Genomic DNA, 19,335 nt, shown 5'->3' on the forward strand with positions numbered 1-19,335 from the left:
AGGCGTGCCGGCACAGCATCTGTGCGCCGAAAGGTGTAGCAACAGTACCAGACCGGCACGGGCGAGCATCGCCAGTACGCTCTGCAAAACACTGGTCAATCATTCACCAACACCAAGGGCGACATATTTGTAGCCGGGGGCAAGGTGAACGCCGACGTGGACGCCGTCGAAGCGTGGAACGTCACGACCGGTGCCGGCATTAAAGTCGCTGTTCTCGACTCAGGCGTCGCCAGCGACAACCCCGACATCGCGCCAAAGGTTGGTGTCGCTGGCGTGTGCCCGGGTTGTACGATCCTGGCCGGCAAAGTCCTCAACGACAGCGGGGTTGGATCTACCTCAGGCCTTGTCAACGGTATCAACTGGTCGGTTAGCAATTGGGCGAAGGCGATCAACATGAGCATCGGAGTGAGGGCATCACGCACTCCCGAAACTGCCGTCGACAACGCCTGGAAGGCAGGAGTTGTGCTAGTTGCCGCGGCAGGCAACGGCGGTAACCAGACCAAGATCTACCCGGGCGCATCCCTAACGTCATTGCGGTCGGCGCGACCGACAACAATGACGCCAAAGCGTCGTTCTCGACCTGCGGGGCCAGTTGGGTGGACGTCGCAGCACCCGGCGTGAACGTCTACTCGACCTTCCCGAACCACCCGTTCGCGCTGGAGGTGCCAAACAAACGCTCTCAGGGGTACGACGTCGGAGGGATGGTGTCAGCACCGATTCTCTGGGAGAGTCGGGCGATGAGCGTTCACAACAACACGCAGCAGGCGTAGGAGTCAGCGTCCCACAAGTACATCAACGAGTACGACGAGGTGCTGGACGAGGCGAAGTACGCCAGTCTGCTTCCCATCGAGGAAACCGTGCTCCGCAACATCGTCGTCGGCGCCGACGTAGTGCACCCGATGAGCGGCCACGGCATCGACGACGTGGCGCTGACACACCTTGGTGCCCGCAGCGTCACCGGTGTCGACTACAGCCCAGCAGCCGCGTCCGCAGCGCAACGCCGGGCAGACGAACTCGGCGTCGACTGCAGGTATGTGACCGCGACGCTGCCGGCGAGTGGCCTCATCGATAACTCGGCCGACCTCGTCTACACCGGCAAGGGTGCGCTGATCTGGGTCGAGGATCTTGAGGCATGGCTGACCGAGATGCGCCGCCTGCTGCGACCAGGAGGCCACCTCTTCATCTATGAAGCGCACCCCATGACGCCGTTGTGGAGTTGGGACCGCGACAAGGTCGAGGTGCGTCGTGGCCGTGGGTACTTCGCCCGAAGCCATGTCAACGATTCATTTCCTGCGGGCGGTGCTGTCGAGTACCAGCGGACATTCGCGGAGACGATCATGGCGATCACCGGTGCAGACTTCGAGATCCTGCACCTCGAGGAGCACGCCGAACCCTTCTGGCGGCCCGAAGGCATGGACGCAGCCGCTTGGGACGGCCAGGTTCCGAATGCTTTCAGCCTGCTCGCACGGCACAGAGCTTGAGCGAAACACAGGAGCGGCGCACCACGGCGGGTAACGACGACGCCGCCTCCCCAGTGCGGGGAGGCGGCGTCGTCGTGCAAGGTGGAGCGCCCCATCCGCGCGCAGAGCTCGGCCTCAGCTGATCTTGCGACGGTAGACGGCGATCGCGAAGTCCTGGGCACCCCCGTCCTGGATGCCGGCGGCGTCCGGCTGGGCCGGGTGGCCGACGCCCGGTTCGTGGTGGACGGCGCCCCGCAGCAGCTCCTGGCCGGGCAGGGAATAGGGCGACCGGTGAACGGGTGACCTCAGGCCACCTTCCGGGGCCTGATGACCAGCCCGACGACGGCTGCCAGCGCGAGGGCGGAGAGGATGGTCGCCGACCAGAACCCGGCCCGTCCACCGGTCAGGAAGTCGCCGGGGACAGCGAAGGCCGCGTAGGTCGAAGCCACGATGGCCAGTCCGACGGCGCCGCCAAGTTGCTGCATTGTCTGGAAAAGCCCGGAGGCGGACCCTGCGTGCTCGGGTTCGACGTTGCGAAGCGCGAGCGTCGTGAGCGGCATGAACGTCATGCCGGCCGAGATTCCCGTCAACAGCAGGGCAGCCATGACGACCACGAAGGGGGTGTCCGGACCCAGCTGCGTGAGCGGCAGGAAGGCGACGACGCGAAGGGCGGCGCCGATGATGACGAGGCGGACGGCCCCGAAGCGCTCGACCAGCCGCGGGACGATTCGCGACATCGCGAAGATGCTCAAGGGCATCGGCAGGAAAGCCAGGCCCGTCACCATCGGCGAGAGGTGCAGATCGTCTTCGAGGTACTGGACCATGAGGAAGAACATCGCAAGCATCCCGCCGTAGGTGGCCGCCATCGCAGCCAGCGCCGCCACCCGGCTCGGGCTGCGGAGCAGTTCCGGGCGGAGCAGGGGGTGGGCCACTCTCCGCTCGGTGATGGCGAGCACAGCGATCAGCGCCGCGCCGACCACGAGGCCGCCGATCGTGCGGGGACTGGACCAGCCGACGTCGCCCGCTTGGATGAGGGCCCACACGATGGCGACGGCGCCGCCCGTTGCGGTCACCGCTCCGAGCACGTCGAAGCGCCCGGGTCTCCGGGGAGTTTCAGTGATAAGGCGCGGCACGGCAATGAGAACGACGACGCCGATGGGCACGTTGATGAAGAGGGTCCACCGCCAGCTGGTGAGGTCGGTGAGCAGGCCGCCGAGGATGAGCCCGAGCGCTCCGCCCATCGAGGCGATGGCGGAGAACAGCGCGAGCGCCCGGTTCCGCGCGCCGTCGTCCCGCGCGCTGGTGGTGATGAGCGCGAGCACGCTCGGGGCGGCGAACGCGGCACCGAGGCCTTGGAGTGCGCGGGCGATGACGAGGAGAAGGGGTGAGGTGGCAAGGCCGCCGAGCAGTGAGAAGAGCGTGAAGGCTGCGACGCCCACCAGGAACGTGCGGCGGCGGCCGAAGACGTCTCCGATCCGTCCGCCGAGCAGCAGGAGGCCGCCGAAGGCAACGGCGTAGCCGTTCAGGACCCAGCTGAGCTCGGCCCGGGTGAAATGGAGGTCGGTGGCGATGTGGGGGAGTGCGACGTTTACGACTGTCGCGTCGAGGACAAGCATGAGTTGGGCGAGCATGACCAGCCAGAGGCCGATGCTGCCGGCGCGGCGGCCGGATGTAGCGATCCCGGCGGTCGCGCGTGTGGCGATTGTGGATGTCATGGGGTGGTGTCCTGTTCTAGCCGATGGGCTGACGTACACTAAGAGGAGAGAAGCTCCGGTTAGAACTATACGGAGACACTCTCCGTTTGGCAACCATGTTTTGAGAGGTGTTACTTTGCGCGCTGACGCTCAACGCAACCGCGACCGGATTGTGGAGGTTGCACGTGCGTCCTTCCGCGCCAAAGGCTTCGACGCCGTCTCGATGGACGAAGTCGCTAAGGGGGCCGAGGTGGGCCCCGGCACGCTGTACCGGCACTTCCCGACCAAAGAGTCGCTGTACGACGCGGTCCTTGAGGCCTGGGCGGAGAAGGTCAACGCGGCGGTAGACAGGGCGCTTTCGCTCGACGCCCCCGCGCGGGAGCGGCTGTTGACCTGGCTGACCGACTATGCGGCGATGCTGACAGAACACAAGGGTGCAGCCGCGCGGATCACTGCTGCGCTGGGTGATCCCGGGTCTCCATTCGCGGCAAAATGCACGACCTACGTCAATGCGAACCAGCGCTTGATTGACGCCATGGACTCGGCCCTTCGCCCGGGGGTCGAGGCAATGCAAATCAGTCGGCTTGTCGGCGGTGTGGCTGCAGTCGCAGACAACAGCGAGCTTCCCGCCGACTCAGTGGCCTCCATGCTCGCGGTGGTCGCGGACGGACTGCTCGCTCCCTGACGAATTCAGGGAACGCATTCGGCCGCGTGAACGCCAACAACGCGGTTAGGTAGCTACGGCACGTGGCCGCAGCCACTGCCGTACTAGGACTGGACGGACTGCATCACGGAGAGATGCCCGGCGCGTGCGGCGATAAGGCACTTGGCCAGGTAGAAGGGCCGGTTGGCGTGGCGGACGTACTGGGTGAGGACGAGCACCGGGTCGGAGGGGCGCAAGTCGAGGAGCTTGGCGCGGCTCGGCCCCACCTGACTGAGGCTGATCTGGCATTCGCCGGGGCCGAGGCCGCGTCCCGCCATCTTGGTGAGGGCGGCAAGCAGGGTGGTTCCGCCGTCGTCCTCAACCTGCAAGGGGGCGGCGGCAGCGGAACCGCTGCCGAAGCGGACGGGCAGGGCGGAGATGTTTTCCTGCAGCTGGCCGATGGGTTCGCCGTCCCTGATCAGGACGGACTCCCACAGCCAGCAGTCCTCGCCGGGCGCGATGCCAACCCCGGGTGCCGCGAATTCGGAGGCCGGCTGGCGCACCACCTGGGTCCGCTTGATTTCCAAGTGCTGGCCGGGGCCGCCGAGGACTTCTTCGAAGGGCCGGATGCGCTCGATGCCGATGCGGGGGAGGGTGTCGGAGACGAACCGGCCGACGCCGCGGCGGGCCCGGATGAGGCCGTCTTCCTCGAGCAGCATCAGGGCCTCGCGGACCACGGTGCGGCTCACCTGCATGTCGGTGCCGAGCTCGGTCTCCGTGGGGAGCATGGATCCGGGCTGCAGGAGGTTGTTGCGGATCGCTTCGGCGATCCGTGAGTAGACGGCAACCCGGAGCGGGGAGCCGGGCTGGGCCGCGATCGGCTGGGACAAGAACCGGACGGCGTCGTCGTGCACGTTATGCCTCGCTTATTGGGTCTGGGATTTCCAGCGTACTCCACGGTCCGACACGTTTGTTGGACAAGTGCGGGCTTCGGGAGGTTCCTGGGCTCCGCAGGAATTGCTCGCCGTGGGTGCCGGATAGCCGGCGAAAGACTTGCGTCTTGCCTGGGAAAGTCACGGAACCTGGTTCGCCGTATCCTGCCTCCGGCGAACACCCCATGAGGGCCCGCGGCAACGTAGCATCAGAGTAAGCGGCAGCCAGGAGGGTGGCGAAAATGTTTGAGCGATTTACGGACCGGGCCCGACGCGCCGTGGTCCTTGCCCAAGAAGAGGCACGCACGCTGAACCACAACTATATCGGTACCGAACACATCCTCCTGGGTCTGATCCAGGAGGGGGAGGGCGTTGCCGCCAAAGCCCTTGAGTCCCTGGGCATTTCGCTCGACGGCGTCCGCGAGCAGGTGCAGGAGATTCTCGGCCCGGGCCAGCCGTCCCCGGCCGGCCACATCCCCTTCACGCCGCGCGCCAAGAAGGTGCTGGAGCTCGCACTCCGTGAAGCCCTGCAACTGGGCCACAACTACATCGGCACGGAGCACATCCTGCTCGGCCTCGTCCATGAGGGTGAAGGCGTGGCCGCCCAGGTGCTGGTCAGGCTCGGCGGGGACCTGAAAGGTGTCCGCCAGCAGGTGATCCAGCTGCTCTCAGGCTACCAGGGTGAAACCGCCGGCCCCGGCGCCGGCCAGGACCAGGCTGAAGCGGCTCCCGCCGGCTCCGTGGTCCTGGACCAGTTCGGCCGCAACCTGACGCAGGCCGCGCGCGAGAACAAGCTGGACCCGGTTATCGGGCGCGAGCAGGAGATGGAACGCGTCATGCAGGTCCTTTCCCGGCGCACCAAGAACAACCCGGTGCTGGTCGGTGAACCCGGCGTCGGCAAGACCGCCGTCGTCGAGGGCCTTGCCCAGGCGATCGTGCGTGGCGATGTCCCGGAGACTCTCAGGGGCAAGCAGATCTATACCCTGGATCTGGGCTCCGTGGTGGCCGGCTCAAAGTACCGCGGTGACTTCGAAGAGCGCCTGAAGAAGGTCCTTAAGGAGATCCGCACCCGCGGGGACATTCTTTTGTTCATTGACGAGATCCACACCCTGGTGGGTGCCGGTGCCGCCGAGGGTGCGATCGATGCGGCCTCGATCCTGAAGCCGTTGCTGGCCCGGGGCGAGCTGCAGACCATCGGTGCCACCACCCTGGACGACTACCGCAAGCACATCGAGAAGGATGCCGCGCTGGAGCGCCGCTTCCAGCCGATCCAGGTCAAGGAGCCTTCGGTTGCGGACGCGATCGAGATCCTCAAGGGCCTGCGTGACCGCTATGAGGCGCACCACCGCGTGACCATCACCGACGGTGCGCTGGTGGCCGCGGCGAACCTCTCGGAGCGTTACATCTCGGACCGTTTCCTGCCGGACAAGGCGATCGACCTCATCGATGAAGCCGGTGCGCGCCTGCGCATCCGCCGCATGACAGCCCCGCCGGAGCTGAAGGCCATGGCTGAGACGATCGCCGACGTCAGGACGGCGAAGGAGTCCGCGATTGACGCCCAGGACTACGAGGGCGCCGCTTCGCTGCGCGACCAGGAGCAGAAGCTCGTAGCGCAGCGTAGAGAGAAGGAACGCCGGTGGAAGGCGGGCGGCATGGACGACATTTCCGAGGTGGATGAGGAACTGATCGCCGAGGTGCTGGCGAATTCCACGGGCATCCCGGTGTTCAAGCTGACCGAGGAGGAATCCTCGCGTCTGCTGAAGATGGAAGACGAGCTGCACCAGCGCGTCGTGGGCCAGAATGACGCGATTAGGTCGGTTTCGCGGGCTATCCGCCGCACCCGTGCCGGCCTGAAGGACCCCAAGCGTCCCGGCGGCTCGTTCATCTTTGCCGGCCCCACCGGCGTCGGCAAGACCGAGCTCGCCAAGGCCCTCGCCGAGTTCCTGTTCGGCGAAGAAGACACGCTCATCACGCTGGACATGTCCGAATACTCCGAGAAGCACACCGTGTCGCGCCTCTTCGGTGCCCCTCCGGGCTACGTCGGTTACGACGAGGGCGGGCAGCTGACCGAAAAAGTCCGGCGCCGACCGTTCTCCGTGGTCCTGTTCGACGAAGTGGAGAAGGCCCATCCGGACCTCTTCAACTCCCTCCTGCAGATTCTGGAAGACGGCCGGCTGACCGATAGCCATGGCCGGGTGGTGGACTTCAAGAACACCGTGATCATCATGACCACGAACCTCGGCACCAGAGACATCTCCAAGAGCGTCTCCACCGGGTTCCAGTCGGGCACGGACACGCAGACCGGCTACAACCGCATGCGCGCCCGCATTACCGAAGAGCTTAAGCAGCACTTCCGCCCCGAGTTCCTGAACCGCGTAGACGACGTCATCGTTTTTCCCCAGCTGACCCAGGACGAGATCATCCAGATCGTGGACCTGATGATCGGCCGACTGGAGAAGCGCCTGGCAGACAAGGACATGGGCATCGAGCTCACCACCGCGGCCAAGGTGCTCCTGGCCACCCGCGGCTACGACCCGGCCATGGGTGCCCGGCCGCTGCGCCGCACCATCCAGCGCGAGATCGAGGACCAGCTGTCCGAGAAGATCCTCTTCGGAGAGATCCACCCGGGCGACATCGTGGTGGTGGACGTTGACGGCGAGGGCGACGACGCGCAGTTCACCTTCGCCGGAAACACCAAACCCCGGATCCCCGCCGCACTGCCCGCCGCGAGCTAAACCAGAAAACCGCAGACGCCGCGTAATGTAACGGACTGGTAACGTAGGACTAATGCGGTATCAGTCTGGTCAAACACGAGTCACGCAGTTGGATGGCCTCAGGGGAATTGCCGCCCTTGTGGTTGTTGCCTGCCATCTCGTGTCCACACTCCCGGGCGTCGGGGTGTATTTAGCAACCGATCCGTGGGACTCAACACTGCGGAGATGTGGGCGGTTTTCTCGCCGCTGCACGTCCTCTGGAATGGCACTCCGGCTGTCCACGTCTTTTTTATGCTCTCCGGCTTCGTCCTGGTCCTGCCATTCACCAGACCAGGGGCGGTCACCAGTTGGGCCCCTTACTACGCCAAGCGTTTGCTCCGCCTTTACCCGCCGGCTTGGGCATCCTTAGCGGTGGCCGTCGCGTTGATTACGATTGTTCCCCGGTCGGCGTCGCCGGAGCAGAGCCCCTGGGCGGACATGTACGTGGTCCAACCAAGCATGGGTCAGGTCTTGAAGGATGCCCTGCTCCTGCTGAACGCGAGCACCATCAACACTCCGCTTTGGTCCCTCAAATGGGAAGTCGCGTTCTCCCTCCTGCTCCCGGCCTACGTCTTCATCGCCCTCCGCTGGAGGAATTTCTGGCACGTGAAAATCGGCATCGCACTTCTGCTGGCCGTCGTTGGAGCTGTGCAGGACCTGGAGTGGATGTCTTATCTCCCGATCTTCGCCATAGGGGCCATCCTCGGCGCTGAACGTGAGCGAATAAGTGAGTTGACCCATTCCTGGCCCCGCTCCGCCTGGTTCTTCGTGGCCGCCGCTGGCCTATTCCTGGCCAACGCGGAATGGATCAGCCCCGATCAGCCGATTGTCGGTGTCCGGGGCGTTGTCACAGTGGGTGCGGCACTGATTGTCTTACTCTTCGTGCAGTGCAAGTCGGCCAAGTGGCTCGGAGATACGGCCTTCGCGCAATGGCTCGGGCGCGTTTCCTTCAGCCTCTACCTAGTGCACCTTCCAATCATTCTTGCCGGCGTCACGCTGCTGAGGTCAGTCTCACTTCCTCTGGCGCTGGCCGTATCCGTGGCCGTCTCGTTTGTGGTCGCCGAGCTCTTCCAGCGCTACGTGGAACGACCAGCCCACCGGCTCTCCATAGCCGCAGGGCGTGCTGTGGGGCGCTGGATCAGCCGGGACGCCTGCACGGACAGCCCGGATGGCCCACCCGTCCGGCCCCTGGCAGAGGCGACTTCGGGGCATCGCCGGTAAAGGCTCGGCGGGCTCAACCACCAGGGGTTTCTCCAGGCTCAACCGCCGGTCCGCCCGAAACCGCCGCTACCTCCACCTGAACCCCCGCCTCCCGGAACTTGTCCACCTCAGCCGGATCGGCGCCGTCGTCCGTTACCAGGGTCCAGGGCAGCGCGAGCCTTGCCCAGGCGTGGAACGGCCGCAGGCCGAGCTTGGACGAATCCGCCAGCACATAGACGTTGTTGCCGCGGCGGGCCATGAGCTCCTTGAGCCTGGTCTGGGAGTGGTCGGCCTCGCAGATGCCGTCCTCGGCCGTCACGGCGTCGGCGCCCAGGAACACGCGGTCAAAGCTCATCCGTTCCAGGGCTGCTTCGGCCAGCGGGCCCACGAAGCTTTGGCTCAGGCTCCGCAGCCGGCCGCCCAGGCAGTCCACCTCGATGCCCTCCGAATCGGCCAGCTCCTGCATGGTGTTGATGCCCGGCGTGGTCACGGACAACCGGTCAAATCCCCGCAGCTCGTGGGCCAGGGCACCCACGGTCGATCCGGCGTCGAGCAGGATGTTCTCGCCGGGCCGGATCGCGGAAGCCGCCCAGCGGGCAATGGCGTGCTTCTGCTCGAAAGCCTCGCCGGTGCGCTGCCGCAGCGATGCCTCCGGATGCGCGCCCAGGGCCATGGCCCCGCCATAGGTGCGGGCCAGCCGGCCCTGCCCGTTCAGCAGCGCCAGGTCGCGGCGGATGGTGGAGGCCGTGACCTCGAACCGGGCGGATAGTTCCTCCACGGAGGCCAGGCCGGTGGTGACGGCGAGGTGGTAGATCTCCTCGCGCCTGGCATTTGCGTTCAGCATTCCCGGTCTCCTTCCCGTGGGCGTGGTTACCATGCTAGTTCCGGCCCCCGCCAACTCCCCGCAGCACGGCGACGAACAGCTACACGGCCGTGCTGGGCCGGGTGGCCATCTCCGCCGCATGGTGCAGGGCCTCCACCATGCTGCGCGGATCAGCGATCGCCTTGCCGGCAATGTCAAAGGCGGTGCCGTGGTCCACGGAGGTCCGGATCACCGGCAGGCCCACCGTGATGTTCACGCCGGCCTCGATGCCCAGCACCTTCACCGGCCCGTGCCCCTGGTCGTGGTACATGGCCACTACCAGGTCGTAATCGCCCCGGCCGGCCAGGAAGAACAGCGTGTCCGCGGGCAGCGGGCCCGTGACGTCGATCCCGGCAGCCTGCGCGGCCTTCACGCCGGGTTCGATCTTCTCCGCTTCCTCGCCCTGGCCGAACAGCCCGTTCTCGCCGGCGTGCGGGTTGATGGCGCAGACGCCGATCTTCGGGTTCGGGATGCCCGCGCGGACCAGGGCCTCGTGGCCGCGGCGGATGGTGCGCTCCACCAGGTCCGGGTTGATCTTGCGGATCGCGTCCATCAGCCCGATGTGCGTGGTCACGTGGATCACCCGGATCTTGGGGGTGGAGAGCATCATGGACACTTCCTCCGTGCCCGTCAGCTGCGCCAGGAGTTCGGTGTGCCCGGGGAAGATGTGGCCCGCGGCGTGCAGCGCCTCCTTGTTCAGCGGCGCGGTGCAGATGGCCTGCACCGTCCCGGCCATGGCCAGCTCGCTGGCCACCCGGATGTACTCGTACGCAGCATGGCCGGCCACGGGGGAGAGCTGCCCCCACGGCAGGTCCTCCGGCAGCAGCGCCAGGTCGATCACGTTCACCCGGCCGGGCGTGAACACCGCGTCCTCCACGTTTTCGATCGTCCGGATGTCCGCCTCTAGACCTAAGATGTCTGCGGCCTGACGGAGGCGCAGCGCGTCGCCGATCACCACGGGCCGGCACTCTTTGTTGCTCTGCGGATCCAGCACGGCGGCCACCACCACCTCCGGCCCCACCCCGGCGCCGTCGCCCATGGTGACGGCCACGATGGGAAGGGCGTTCTGCTCGGTCTTGCTCGTTGCGGCGGTTGTCATTTCTGCTCCAGATCTTTCGGAAGTCTTGCTGGGAAGGGTGTTGGCGGGAGCCTGCGCGGACGGGCCGCGACGCTCCCGGATTTCCTCGTAAAGCTGTAGGAGGGCCAGGTCATCGCCGAAGCTGCCGGGCTTGGTGCCCACCAGCGTTCCGTCCTCGGCGCGGCTGAGCACCGCCCCGTGTTGCACGGCCGCGAGCGGCAGCAGCCGTAGGAGGCCGACGGCGTCCAGGACTTCCCGGGCCGTCTCGCCGCCGGTGAGGATCAGGTCCGCGTTCGCTCCCTTGGCTGCCTCGGCTGCGAAGGTGGACAGCGCCTGGACGATGCGGGCGGCGCGCGCCGGGTTTACTTTGTCTGCGGCCAGGGTGACGGCTACATTGCTCCCTGCTGCCAGCGCCTGCCGGACTTCGGCCAGCTGCGGTTGGTACGCGCCGGTTGCGCCCGCGTACAGCGGGTGGAGCCGGACCACGGTAAAGCCGCGCGCTTCCAGCTGAGCCAGTTGCGCCTGCGCCGTTCCGGAAGCGGAGCCGACGACGGCGAGCACGGGTTTGGTGGGCCGCTGCGGTTCTGCGGTGGCTGATTCCGCCTGTGCCCCGGCTTGCGCATTTCGCGCAAGTTGGGCAGCGAGCCGCTGCGCTGTGAATCGTCGTGCAAGGACATCCGCGGTACCGCCGGTACCCACCAGAACTACGCGGCGGCCACCCGCGCTGAAGCCCAGTTCCAGCAGGGCGTCCACCACGTTTTCCAGATCCTGAACGGTTTCACCGTCAGCCACCACGAGGGCCGGCTGCCCGGATTCCAGCAGCCCGGCGAGCTTCGCGGGAAGCGAGCCGGACCGCACCTCGGCCAGGTCCAGGGTCTGCACCGAGGCCGGATCCTCCGGGCGGAGGAGGGAGGGAATATCGGCAGGAGGCGCGGACAGTTCTGCCTGCCACAGCTCCGTCTCCGCCAGGGGAGTCCCGGTTATAAACGGCTTGCCGTCAAGGACCGAGCGCTGCAGCTGGGGGAGTGCCCCGGCAATAACGGCGTGGTAGCCCAGCCGGGTCAGCGCGGTAAGTTCGGCGCGAATATTCCCACGCCACAGCGAGTCGATCTTCTTGAAGGCCACCTGCGCAGCCGCAGCTTCGGGACTGGAGAAAGCCTCAGCCACCAGCGCCTCGGCGGCGGCGGCAGGAAGTCCGCGCGAATGCGCATCGGTGACCACTACGTCGGTGACGTGCCCCGCGGGGGAGGCGCCGTCGTCGTCCGTTGCACTATTGCCCGTTCCGAGCAGAATCTGCGCGGACAGCCCATGCTGCACAAAGCAGTAGCCAACCTCGGCGGCGCCGGAGAAATCGTCGGCCTGCACATATACGGAAGCCACATTGCTCCTCTCCACGCAGTAGTCGGTTGACCCCGCCAGGTGCGGGGATGCATTCATCATGACACGATTGCGCGAATCACGCTAGATGGGTTGCGCAATTTGCGCAGGAGTGGCAAAGTGATGAACACAACATTCGGCGCAGCCAACCGGCAGGCCGTCCCCGTTCTACCGAGAGGTCAACGATGACCGTTCTTCCTCAAGGAAGTGAGATTTCCCGCCGCCGCCTGCTGCAGTTCGGCGCCGCGGCCGGGTTTCTGCTGGGCACAGGAGGCCTCGCCGGCTGCGCCGGCCCCACCGGCCTGCCGGGACCCAGCACCCTGACCCTGGCCCTCAACCGGTCACTGGTCAGCCTGGACAACAAGCTGAACCAGTTTGACGCCGCCGTCACCGTCCAGCGCGCCGTGCGCCAGGGCCTCACCGCCATCGGCCCCGAAACCAAGCCCATCCTGGTTCTCGCGGACCGCTTCGAGATGACCGGCCCCACCGAGTGGACCGTCCGGCTCCGCGAAGGAATCCGCTACTCGGACAACAGCCCGGTAAAGGTGGAGGACGTGGCAACCGCGCTGAAGATGTACCAGCAGGTGCAGGGCTCCTTCGTGGCCGGCTTCTTCCCCGAGTTCCCCGCCGTGGTGCCGGTGGATGACCGCACCTTCAAGATGGTGTCCAAGAAACCCGTTCCCATCCTGGATTCGCTCATGAGCATGATCCTGATTACGCCCGCCGCGCAGAACAAGCCGGAGGAGCTGCAGGAAGGCGTGGGCACCGGCCCGTACATGGTCACCAAGTTCAACCGCGGCGCCGGCACCTACAGCCTGGAACGCAACCCGAACTACTGGGGCCCGGCACCGCAGGTGGACAACGTGGAAGTCCGGTTCCTCCCCGAGGAATCCAGCCGCGTCATCGCTCTGCGCAGCGGCGAGGTGGATGTCATCGACTCCATCACGCCGGACTCGCGTGAGCAGCTGGCCGGACTTCCCGGCGTCGAACTTAAGGAGGCCTCAAGCCTCCGGCTGAACCAGATCTTCTACAACTTCCGCAAGCCCGCCGGCCACCCCCTGGCCGACCCCCGGGTCCGCGAGGCCCTCAGCTGGGCCATCGACGGCGGGGCACTGGTGAAGGACGTGCTGGTGGATTCCGTCACCCAGGCGGAGGGCGTCACGCCGTCCAGCCTCACCGGGTACCACAAGACCGGCACCTACACCTACGATCCGGCGAAGGCCAAGGCCACCCTTGCGGAGCTGGGGGTCAAAGACCTCACCCTGAAGATCATCTGGGAAACCGGCGAGTTCCCGTCGGATACCTCGGTGATGGAAGCCTTGGTGGAAATGTTCGGTGCCATCGGCGTGAAGGCGGAGCTGCAGCAGTTCGAACCCGGCGGCAATATCCTGGCCTGGCGCCAGGGCAAGCAGGGCGACTGGGATCTGCTGGGCAACGGCTACCCCAGCCCCACCGGCCTGGCCATCACCATGCTGCAGGGCATGTACGCCGGCACCCCGGAAAAGGAAAAGACCCGCGACACCTACCAGGGCTACGTGATCCCCGAGGTGCAGGCCAAGATCCAGGCCGCGTCCGCCGAAGCGGACCCGGCCCGCAGGCAGAAGCTGCTGGAAGATGCGCAGCAGGCCGTCTGGAACACCTGGCCCTGCGCCTGGGCGTTCGTGCCCAAATCCGTCCTCGCCCACCGGAAGCGGGTGTCCGGCATCAACCTGGCGCCCACCAATTCCTACCCCCTCGTTGATGTCCGACTGGAGGCCTGAGCCATGACGAACTACATCCTGAAGCGCCTGGGACAGGGCCTGCTGACCGTGTTCCTCACGGTATCCACCGTGTTCATCCTCATCCGGCTGGCCCCGGGGGACCCCGCCGTGTCCTACGCCGGCCCGCTGGCCACCACCGAACAGCTCGCCAAGGTGCGGGAACAGTTCGGCCTGGACAAGCCGTTGCTGGAGCAGTATTGGATCTTCCTGCAGCAGCTGCTCAGCGGCAACCTGGGAACGTCCTACTCGTTCCAGGCCCCCGCCATGCAGGTGGTGGCCGAGCGGATGCCCTACACGCTGACCCTCGCCACTGCCTCCATCCTGCTCACCGCCGTGGTGGCCATCCCGCTCGGAGTGTGGATGTCCCGCCGCCCGGACACCGGCAAGGAACTCGGCGTGAACGTGCTGACCATCGCCGGGCAGTCCATGCCCGACTTCTGGACCGGCATCATGCTCCTTACGGGTTTCGCTGTGTTGATACCGATCTTCCCTGCCTCCGGGTTCGCCACCTGGGGCGGGCTGGTGCTCCCCACCATCACCATCGCCATCCTGCAGATCGCCCTGATCTCGAGGATGGTCCGGCGGGAAATGACCGCCAACTTCGCCGCCCCATACCTCACGGTTGCCCGCTCCCGCGGCGTCCGGAACTCGGTGCTCACCTGGCGCTACGCCATGGCCAACTCCGCCATCCCGGTGTTCACGGCACTCGGCACCCGGTTCGCCGCCATGCTCAACGGTGTGGTGGTGGTGGAAGTGGTGTTCGCCTGGCCCGGCGTCGGCTCCCTGATTGTGCGGGCCCTCGAAACCCGCGACTACCCCCTCATCCAGGCCACGGTCCTCCTCACCGCGCTGCTGGCGGTGGGTGTCCAGCTGGTCATTGACCTCGCCTACCCGCTACTTGATCCCCGCGTTCGTCTTGGAAAGGCGGCATCAGCATGAGCCTCAGCGACACCGCAACGCCTACCGCCGGTTCTTCCGGAACCGCCGCCCGGCAGCCGACCCCCAGCGCCGTCACCAAGGCGGACATCGCCAAGGCTGGCACCACCCGCCGTCGGAATGCCTCCAAGTGGAAGATGTGGATCGGTGCCGTCTGCACGCTGCTGGTGATCATCCCGATCATCCTGGCCCAGGTGCTGCCCCTGCCGGACGCCAACTTCCAGGACCTCGCCGCCCGGCGCCTGCCGCCGTTCACGGACGGGCACGTGTTCGGCACCGACCAGCTGGGGCGCGACCTGCTCTCCCGGGTGCTGCACGGCGGCCAGGTCTCGCTGACCATCGGCGTGCTGGCAGTGCTGGTCTCCGGCGCCATCGGCATCATCCTCGGCTCAGCCGCCGGCTACTTCGGCGGCTGGGTGGACAACATCGTCTCCCGCGTCCTTGAAGCCCAGATGTCCCTGCCGCTGCTCATGATGCTGCTGCTGGTGGTGGCCCTGTTCGGCCCCTCCATCCCGGTGATCACCTTCGTCATCGCCATCGCCCAATGGCCCGAAGTGGCCCGACTCACCCGTTCCATGGTGCTGGTGGAACGGGAAAAACCCTACGTCTCCGCCGCGAGAATCCTGGGCCTGCACCGGATCCAAATCCTGATCCAGCACATCATCCCCAACGTGATCAAGCAGGCCACCCTGGTGGTCCTGCTCCTGCTGGCCCAGGCCGTGCTGCTCGAAAGCGCGCTTAGCTTCCTGGGCGCCGGCCCGCAGCGCCCCTTCGCCACCTGGGGCCGCATCATCTCCGACGGCCAGGCCTACATCACCACCTCCTGGTGGATGGTCACCCTGCCCGGCCTGGTGATCGTGCTCATGGTGGTGGGCGTGAACCTGCTGGGCGACGGCCTCCGCGACCGTCCCCGCCGCAAGAAGAAGGGTGCCTGACATGACTGCACAACCCCAGACCACCGGCCACCAGGAACAGCCGCTCCTCGAGGTCCGCGACTTCCAGGTGGAACTGATCACCGACACCGGCATCGTCCGGGCCGTGGATTCGGTCAGCTTCAGCATCCACCGGGGCGAGACGGTCACCATCATCGGTGAGTCCGGTTCCGGTAAATCCACGACGGCGATGGGCATCCTCGGCCTGCTGCCCGAGGACCTGGCGGTGCTTTCCGGCACCGTGCTGATCGACGGCGTCGACGTCACCGCCGACCCCAAGGCCATCGAGAAGGTGCGCGGCAAGACCCTGGCGCTGATCCCGCAGGACCCCATGACGGCGCTGAGCCCGGTCCATTCGATCGGCAGCCAGCTCTTCGAGGCCATCCGGATCGCCGGCGCCGCCTCGGCTAAGGACAAGGGTGCCCTGCAGGCCCGGGCCGTCCGGCTGCTGGAGCAGGTGCACATCCCCACCCCGGAGAAGCAGCTGAAGAAGTACCCGCACCAGCTCTCCGGCGGCATGCTGCAGCGTGTGCTGATCGCCATCGCCCTGGCCAGCGAGCCGCAGCTGCTCGTGGCGGACGAGCCGACGTCGGCCCTGGACGTCACGGTGCAGGGCGGCATCCTGGACCTGCTCCTGGAACTGCAGGAGCAGCGCGGCATCGGCATCCTCATGATCACCCACGACCTCGGAGTGGCCCGGCTCATCTCGGACCGCATCCACGTGATGAAGGACGGCCGGTTCGTGGAGTCCGGCGACGTCCAGCAGATCGTGGACCACCCCGCCACCGAATACACCCGGGCGCTACTGGCAGCCGTGCCCGTGCTGGGGCCGTGGGACGAAACACCCGCTGACTCCAGCGGTTCCCGGGGTGCGCACGCATCCCAGCCACCCGCTGACCCAGCCACCTCTTCCGCCCTGACCCAGACCGGAGCAAGCCATGACTAAGCCGTTCCTCGCCGTCGAAAACCTCGTGGTGGACTACCACGTTCCGGGCGGCACCTTCCGGGCCGTTGACGACGTGTCCTTTTCCGTGGACAAAGGCAAGACGATCGCCGTCGTGGGTGAATCCGGCTGCGGAAAGTCCACCATCGCCAAAGCGCTGATGCGGCTGGTCACCCCCACCAGCGGCCGCATCGACCTGGACGGAACGGACATCGCGGCCATGAGCGAGGCGAAGCTGCGGCCGCTGCGTTCCAAGTTCCAGATGGTGTTCCAGGACCCGTACGGTTCCCTGGACCCGCACATGACAGCGCAGGAGATCGTGGCCGAGCCGCTGAAGCTGCAGGGCGTCCGGTCCAAGGCGGAGCGCCACAAGGCAGCCGCCAAGCTGATGGACCAGGTAGGCCTGCCCGTTGCGTCCCTGGACAAGCACCCGTCCGAGTTCTCCGGCGGCCAGCGCCAGCGGATCGGGATTGCCCGGGCACTGGCGTCCAAGCCCGAACTGCTGGTCTGCGACGAGGCCACCAGCGCACTGGACGTGTCCGTGCAGGCGCAGGTGCTGCGGCTGCTGAAATCCATCCAGGAGGAAACGGGAATCACGTACGTGTTCATCTCGCACAACCTGGGCGTGGTGCAGGAAATCAGCGATAGCGTCATGGTGATGCAGCGCGGCAAGGTAGTTGAACACGGCTCCACCGCGTCCGTCCTGACCGCCCCAAGGAGGACTACACCCGGAAACTCCGCCGTGCCGCGCTGGACCCCTCCACCATGCAGGGCCTCAAGCCCCGGCACCTGGTCCGCTCCCTGGCGCTCAGCGGACAATCAAACTGAGCCCAGGCGAACTAGCCCTTTCTCTTACAAATACTGCAACCGCAAGGAATCAACGCATGAGCAAGCAGCCCGAAGGCGCCCAGGTGGACGGCCTGAAACTCCCCATCTCCCGGCTGGTCCTGGGAACCATGACGTTCGGCGACACGGTCGATGAGGCCACCGCGGGGCGGATGGTGGAGGAAGCGCTCGACGCCGGCATCGCCACCATCGACACCGCCAACGCCTACGTGGGGGAACCACCGAGGAAATGCTCTCCCGCCTCCTGAAGGGGCGGCGCGGCGACGTCATCCTCGCCTCCAAGGCTGGCATGCCGCACCCGGACCACGGCCAGCACTCGCCGTTGTCCCCGGCCGGGCTGCGCAACAGCGTGGAAGGCAGCCTCCGCCGGCTGGGTGTGGACAGCATCGACCTGTTCTACCTGCACCAGCCGGACCGCGCCACGCCCCTGCAGGACACGCTGGCCACCGTGGCCGAGCTGTTTGCCGAGGGCAAGATCGGTGCCTTGGGCGTGTCCAACTTTGCGGCCTGGCAGATTGCCGACGTCATCCACACGGCACGCGAAGTGGGGGCACCGCGGCCCGTCGTCGCGCAGCAGCTGTACAACCTGGTGGCACGCCGGGTGGAGGAGGAATACCTCGAATTCGCGGCCACCCACAACGTCCACACCATGGTCTACAACCCGCTGGGCGGCGGGCTGCTCACCGGCAAGCACAGCTTCGACGCCAAACCCACCGAGGGCCGCTACGGCGACTCCAAGCTGGCCGCCATGTACACCCAGCGCTACTGGGACCGGCAGCTGTTCGACGCCATCGAGGAACTCTCCCGCATTGCTGACGGTGCGGGGATCACGCTGGCCGAGCTTTCGCTGCGCTGGCTTGCGTACCGGGACGGCGTGGGCTCCATGCTGCTGGGCGGTTCCAAGGTGGAGCAGCTCCGCGCCAACATCGCCGCCGTCGCCAACGGGCCGCTGCCCGCCGACGTCGTGGAAGCCTGCGACGCCGTGGGCGCCGGACTCCGCGGCCCCATGCCCGCCTACAACCGCTGACAGACTCCTCGAAACACCCGGCCGACGCCCTAAAAACCGGCCCAGGCCGCCCCTCCGAACACCCGACCTGAAGGTAGACGATCCCCATGACATCCGAACTGGCCCTCGAATTCGCCCGCAAGATCCGCGCCCGGGAACAGGCGGTGGGCTACTGGGCCGTGCTGGACGCGCCCGTGGCCACCGAACGCATCGGCCGGCTGGGCTATGACTACGTAGCCCTGGACGCCCAGCACGGACTGCTCGGCTACTCGGGCGTGCTGAACGGGCTGATGGCCATCGACGCCGGGCACACCGCCGTCGGCATGGTCCGGGTGGAGGACAACAACCTGACGGCCATCGGCAAGGCGCTGGACGCCGGCGCCGTGGGCGTCATCGTTCCGCTGGTCAACACGGCGGCGGATGCTGCCGCCGCGGTTGCCGCCGCCAAGTACCCGCCCATGGGCGGCCGCTCGTACGGGCCCATGCGATCGGCCCTGCGGATCGGGCCGGTGCCCGCCGAAGCGAACGCCACCACGCTGGTGTTCGCCATGATCGAGACGCCGGACGGCCTGGCCAACGTGAAGGAAATCTGCGCCACCCCGGGCCTGGACGGCATCTACGTGGGCCCGTCGGACCTGGCCATCGCCGTGGGCGGGGCGTTCCCGGGGGATCCGGCCATCGAAACCGAATTCAAAGCCGCGCTGGAGACCATTGCCGAGGCAGCCGCATCTGCGGGGATCGCCGCAGGAATCCACACCCCGGCGGGGGAGGTGGCGGCGCTCCGGCTGAGCCAGGGCTACACGTTCGCCACCATCGCCTCGGACCTGACGCACCTGGAACAGATCGCCAAGTCCCACCTCGCCGCAGCCACCAGCGCCGTCCGCTCCGATGCCGGAACCAAGGAGAGCTGAAC

The 19,335-nt window shown here is 66.7% G+C and carries 16 protein-coding genes and 2 pseudogenes; 14 read left to right on the plus strand and 4 right to left on the minus strand.

Annotation, left to right across the window (positions count from 1 at the left end; genetic code table 11):
- Positions 1 to 273 precede the first annotated feature (273 nt).
- The 3 genes and pseudogenes from FCN77_RS05955 to FCN77_RS05965 all read left to right on the plus strand — a co-directional run bounded on the left by FCN77_RS05955 (position 274) and on the right by FCN77_RS05965 (position 1,763).
- Positions 274 to 770 (plus strand): annotated as a pseudogene (locus tag FCN77_RS05955) (S8 family serine peptidase).
- 39 nt (positions 771 to 809) lie between these two features.
- A complete protein-coding gene (locus FCN77_RS05960) occupies positions 810 to 1,481 on the plus strand; it encodes a bifunctional 2-polyprenyl-6-hydroxyphenol methylase/3-demethylubiquinol 3-O-methyltransferase UbiG (RefSeq protein ID WP_137321525.1) in 672 nt (223 codons plus the stop codon).
- 81 nt (positions 1,482 to 1,562) lie between these two features.
- On the plus strand, positions 1,563 to 1,763 hold the full coding sequence (locus FCN77_RS05965) for a hypothetical protein (RefSeq protein ID WP_137321526.1): 201 nt from the start codon (positions 1,563 to 1,565) through the stop codon (positions 1,761 to 1,763).
- Positions 1,764 to 1,765: 2 nt separating this feature from the next.
- On the opposite strand, the gene FCN77_RS05970 is transcribed toward FCN77_RS05965, so the two are convergent.
- A complete protein-coding gene (locus FCN77_RS05970) occupies positions 1,766 to 3,175 on the minus strand; it encodes an MFS transporter (protein ID WP_137321527.1) in 1,410 nt (469 codons plus the stop codon).
- Between the two features lie 115 nt (positions 3,176 to 3,290).
- On the opposite strand from FCN77_RS05970, the gene FCN77_RS05975 reads away from it, so the two are divergent.
- Positions 3,291 to 3,839 carry a TetR/AcrR family transcriptional regulator gene (locus FCN77_RS05975; protein ID WP_137321528.1) on the plus strand — a complete coding sequence of 183 codons (549 nt, stop codon included), beginning with the start codon at positions 3,291 to 3,293 and terminating at the stop codon, positions 3,837 to 3,839.
- 83 nt (positions 3,840 to 3,922) lie between these two features.
- Here FCN77_RS05975 and FCN77_RS05980 read toward each other — a convergent pair whose 3' ends face one another.
- Complete coding sequence (locus tag FCN77_RS05980; RefSeq protein ID WP_137321529.1) at positions 3,923 to 4,711, minus strand: GntR family transcriptional regulator; 789 nt, start codon at positions 4,709 to 4,711, stop codon at positions 3,923 to 3,925.
- A 260-nt stretch (positions 4,712 to 4,971) separates the two neighbouring features.
- Between FCN77_RS05980 and FCN77_RS05985 the strand changes: the two genes are divergently transcribed.
- Both FCN77_RS05985 and FCN77_RS05990 read left to right on the plus strand, forming a co-directional pair.
- Positions 4,972 to 7,464 carry an ATP-dependent Clp protease ATP-binding subunit gene (locus FCN77_RS05985; RefSeq protein WP_137321530.1) on the plus strand — a complete coding sequence of 831 codons (2,493 nt, stop codon included), beginning with the start codon at positions 4,972 to 4,974 and terminating at the stop codon, positions 7,462 to 7,464.
- A gap of 183 nt (positions 7,465 to 7,647) precedes the next feature.
- Entirely contained in the window at positions 7,648 to 8,703 is a 1,056-nt protein-coding gene (locus FCN77_RS05990) for an acyltransferase (protein WP_137321531.1), read from the plus strand.
- 13 nt (positions 8,704 to 8,716) lie between these two features.
- Here FCN77_RS05990 and FCN77_RS05995 read toward each other — a convergent pair whose 3' ends face one another.
- Positions 8,717 to 9,526, minus strand: a complete 810-nt coding sequence (locus FCN77_RS05995; protein WP_137321532.1) for a DeoR/GlpR family DNA-binding transcription regulator — start codon at positions 9,524 to 9,526, stop codon at positions 8,717 to 8,719.
- A gap of 79 nt (positions 9,527 to 9,605) precedes the next feature.
- The gene (gene pdxA, locus FCN77_RS06000; RefSeq protein WP_137324663.1) at positions 9,606 to 12,002 is read right to left on the minus strand and encodes a 4-hydroxythreonine-4-phosphate dehydrogenase PdxA; all 2,397 of its coding nucleotides are present in this window, start codon (positions 12,000 to 12,002) and stop codon (positions 9,606 to 9,608) included.
- A 182-nt stretch (positions 12,003 to 12,184) separates the two neighbouring features.
- Here pdxA and FCN77_RS06005 point away from each other — a divergent pair, with 182 nt between their 5' ends.
- From FCN77_RS06005 to FCN77_RS06035, 8 genes and pseudogenes are all read left to right on the plus strand, one after another.
- Entirely contained in the window at positions 12,185 to 13,759 is a 1,575-nt protein-coding gene (locus tag FCN77_RS06005; RefSeq protein ID WP_137321533.1) for an ABC transporter substrate-binding protein, read from the plus strand.
- Between the two features lie 3 nt (positions 13,760 to 13,762).
- Positions 13,763 to 14,698 carry an ABC transporter permease gene (locus FCN77_RS06010; protein WP_137321534.1) on the plus strand — a complete coding sequence of 312 codons (936 nt, stop codon included), beginning with the start codon at positions 13,763 to 13,765 and terminating at the stop codon, positions 14,696 to 14,698.
- Positions 14,695 to 15,630 carry an ABC transporter permease gene (locus FCN77_RS06015; RefSeq protein WP_137321535.1) on the plus strand — a complete coding sequence of 312 codons (936 nt, stop codon included), beginning with the start codon at positions 14,695 to 14,697 and terminating at the stop codon, positions 15,628 to 15,630. Before FCN77_RS06010 ends, FCN77_RS06015 begins: the two co-directional genes overlap by 4 nt.
- A gap of 1 nt (position 15,631) precedes the next feature.
- A complete protein-coding gene (locus FCN77_RS06020) occupies positions 15,632 to 16,573 on the plus strand; it encodes an ABC transporter ATP-binding protein (RefSeq protein WP_137321536.1) in 942 nt (313 codons plus the stop codon).
- A pseudogene (locus tag FCN77_RS06025) lies at positions 16,566 to 17,398 on the plus strand (ATP-binding cassette domain-containing protein). Before FCN77_RS06020 ends, FCN77_RS06025 begins: the two are co-directional and overlap by 8 nt.
- Before the next feature lie 128 nt (positions 17,399 to 17,526).
- Positions 17,527 to 17,664 carry an aldo/keto reductase gene (locus FCN77_RS26660; RefSeq protein WP_254678997.1) on the plus strand — a complete coding sequence of 46 codons (138 nt, stop codon included), beginning with the start codon at positions 17,527 to 17,529 and terminating at the stop codon, positions 17,662 to 17,664.
- On the plus strand, positions 17,646 to 18,443 hold the full coding sequence (locus tag FCN77_RS06030) for an aldo/keto reductase (protein WP_254678876.1): 798 nt from the start codon (positions 17,646 to 17,648) through the stop codon (positions 18,441 to 18,443). The genes FCN77_RS26660 and FCN77_RS06030 overlap by 19 nt, the downstream gene beginning before the upstream one ends.
- Before the next feature lie 86 nt (positions 18,444 to 18,529).
- Positions 18,530 to 19,333 (plus strand): HpcH/HpaI aldolase/citrate lyase family protein, encoded by an 804-nt coding sequence (locus FCN77_RS06035; RefSeq protein ID WP_137321537.1) that lies wholly within the window; start codon positions 18,530 to 18,532, stop codon positions 19,331 to 19,333.
- Positions 19,334 to 19,335: the final 2 nt, after the last annotated feature.

Source organism: Arthrobacter sp. 24S4-2, from assembly GCF_005280255.1.
GTDB lineage: Bacteria > Actinomycetota > Actinomycetes > Actinomycetales > Micrococcaceae > Arthrobacter.

Bases quoted from the DNA above. Each gene is read 5' to 3' on its own strand.
- FCN77_RS06035 (WP_137321537.1), top strand. From the start codon at position 18,530: ATGACATCCGAACTGGCCCTCGAATTCGCCCGCAAGATCCGCGCCCGG.
- FCN77_RS06015 (WP_137321535.1), top strand. From the start codon at position 14,695: ATGAGCCTCAGCGACACCGCAACGCCTACCGCCGGTTCTTCCGGAACC.
- FCN77_RS06005 (WP_137321533.1), top strand. From the start codon at position 12,185: ATGACCGTTCTTCCTCAAGGAAGTGAGATTTCCCGCCGCCGCCTGCTG.
- FCN77_RS06030 (WP_254678876.1), top strand. From the start codon at position 17,646: ATGCTCTCCCGCCTCCTGAAGGGGCGGCGCGGCGACGTCATCCTCGCC.
- FCN77_RS06020 (WP_137321536.1), top strand. From the start codon at position 15,632: ATGACTGCACAACCCCAGACCACCGGCCACCAGGAACAGCCGCTCCTC.
- FCN77_RS06010 (WP_137321534.1), top strand. From the start codon at position 13,763: ATGACGAACTACATCCTGAAGCGCCTGGGACAGGGCCTGCTGACCGTG.
- FCN77_RS05970 (WP_137321527.1), bottom strand. From the start codon at position 3,175: ATGACATCCACAATCGCCACACGCGCGACCGCCGGGATCGCTACATCC.
- FCN77_RS05995 (WP_137321532.1), bottom strand. From the start codon at position 9,526: ATGCTGAACGCAAATGCCAGGCGCGAGGAGATCTACCACCTCGCCGTC.
- FCN77_RS26660 (WP_254678997.1), top strand. From the start codon at position 17,527: ATGACGTTCGGCGACACGGTCGATGAGGCCACCGCGGGGCGGATGGTG.
- FCN77_RS05985 (WP_137321530.1), top strand. From the start codon at position 4,972: ATGTTTGAGCGATTTACGGACCGGGCCCGACGCGCCGTGGTCCTTGCC.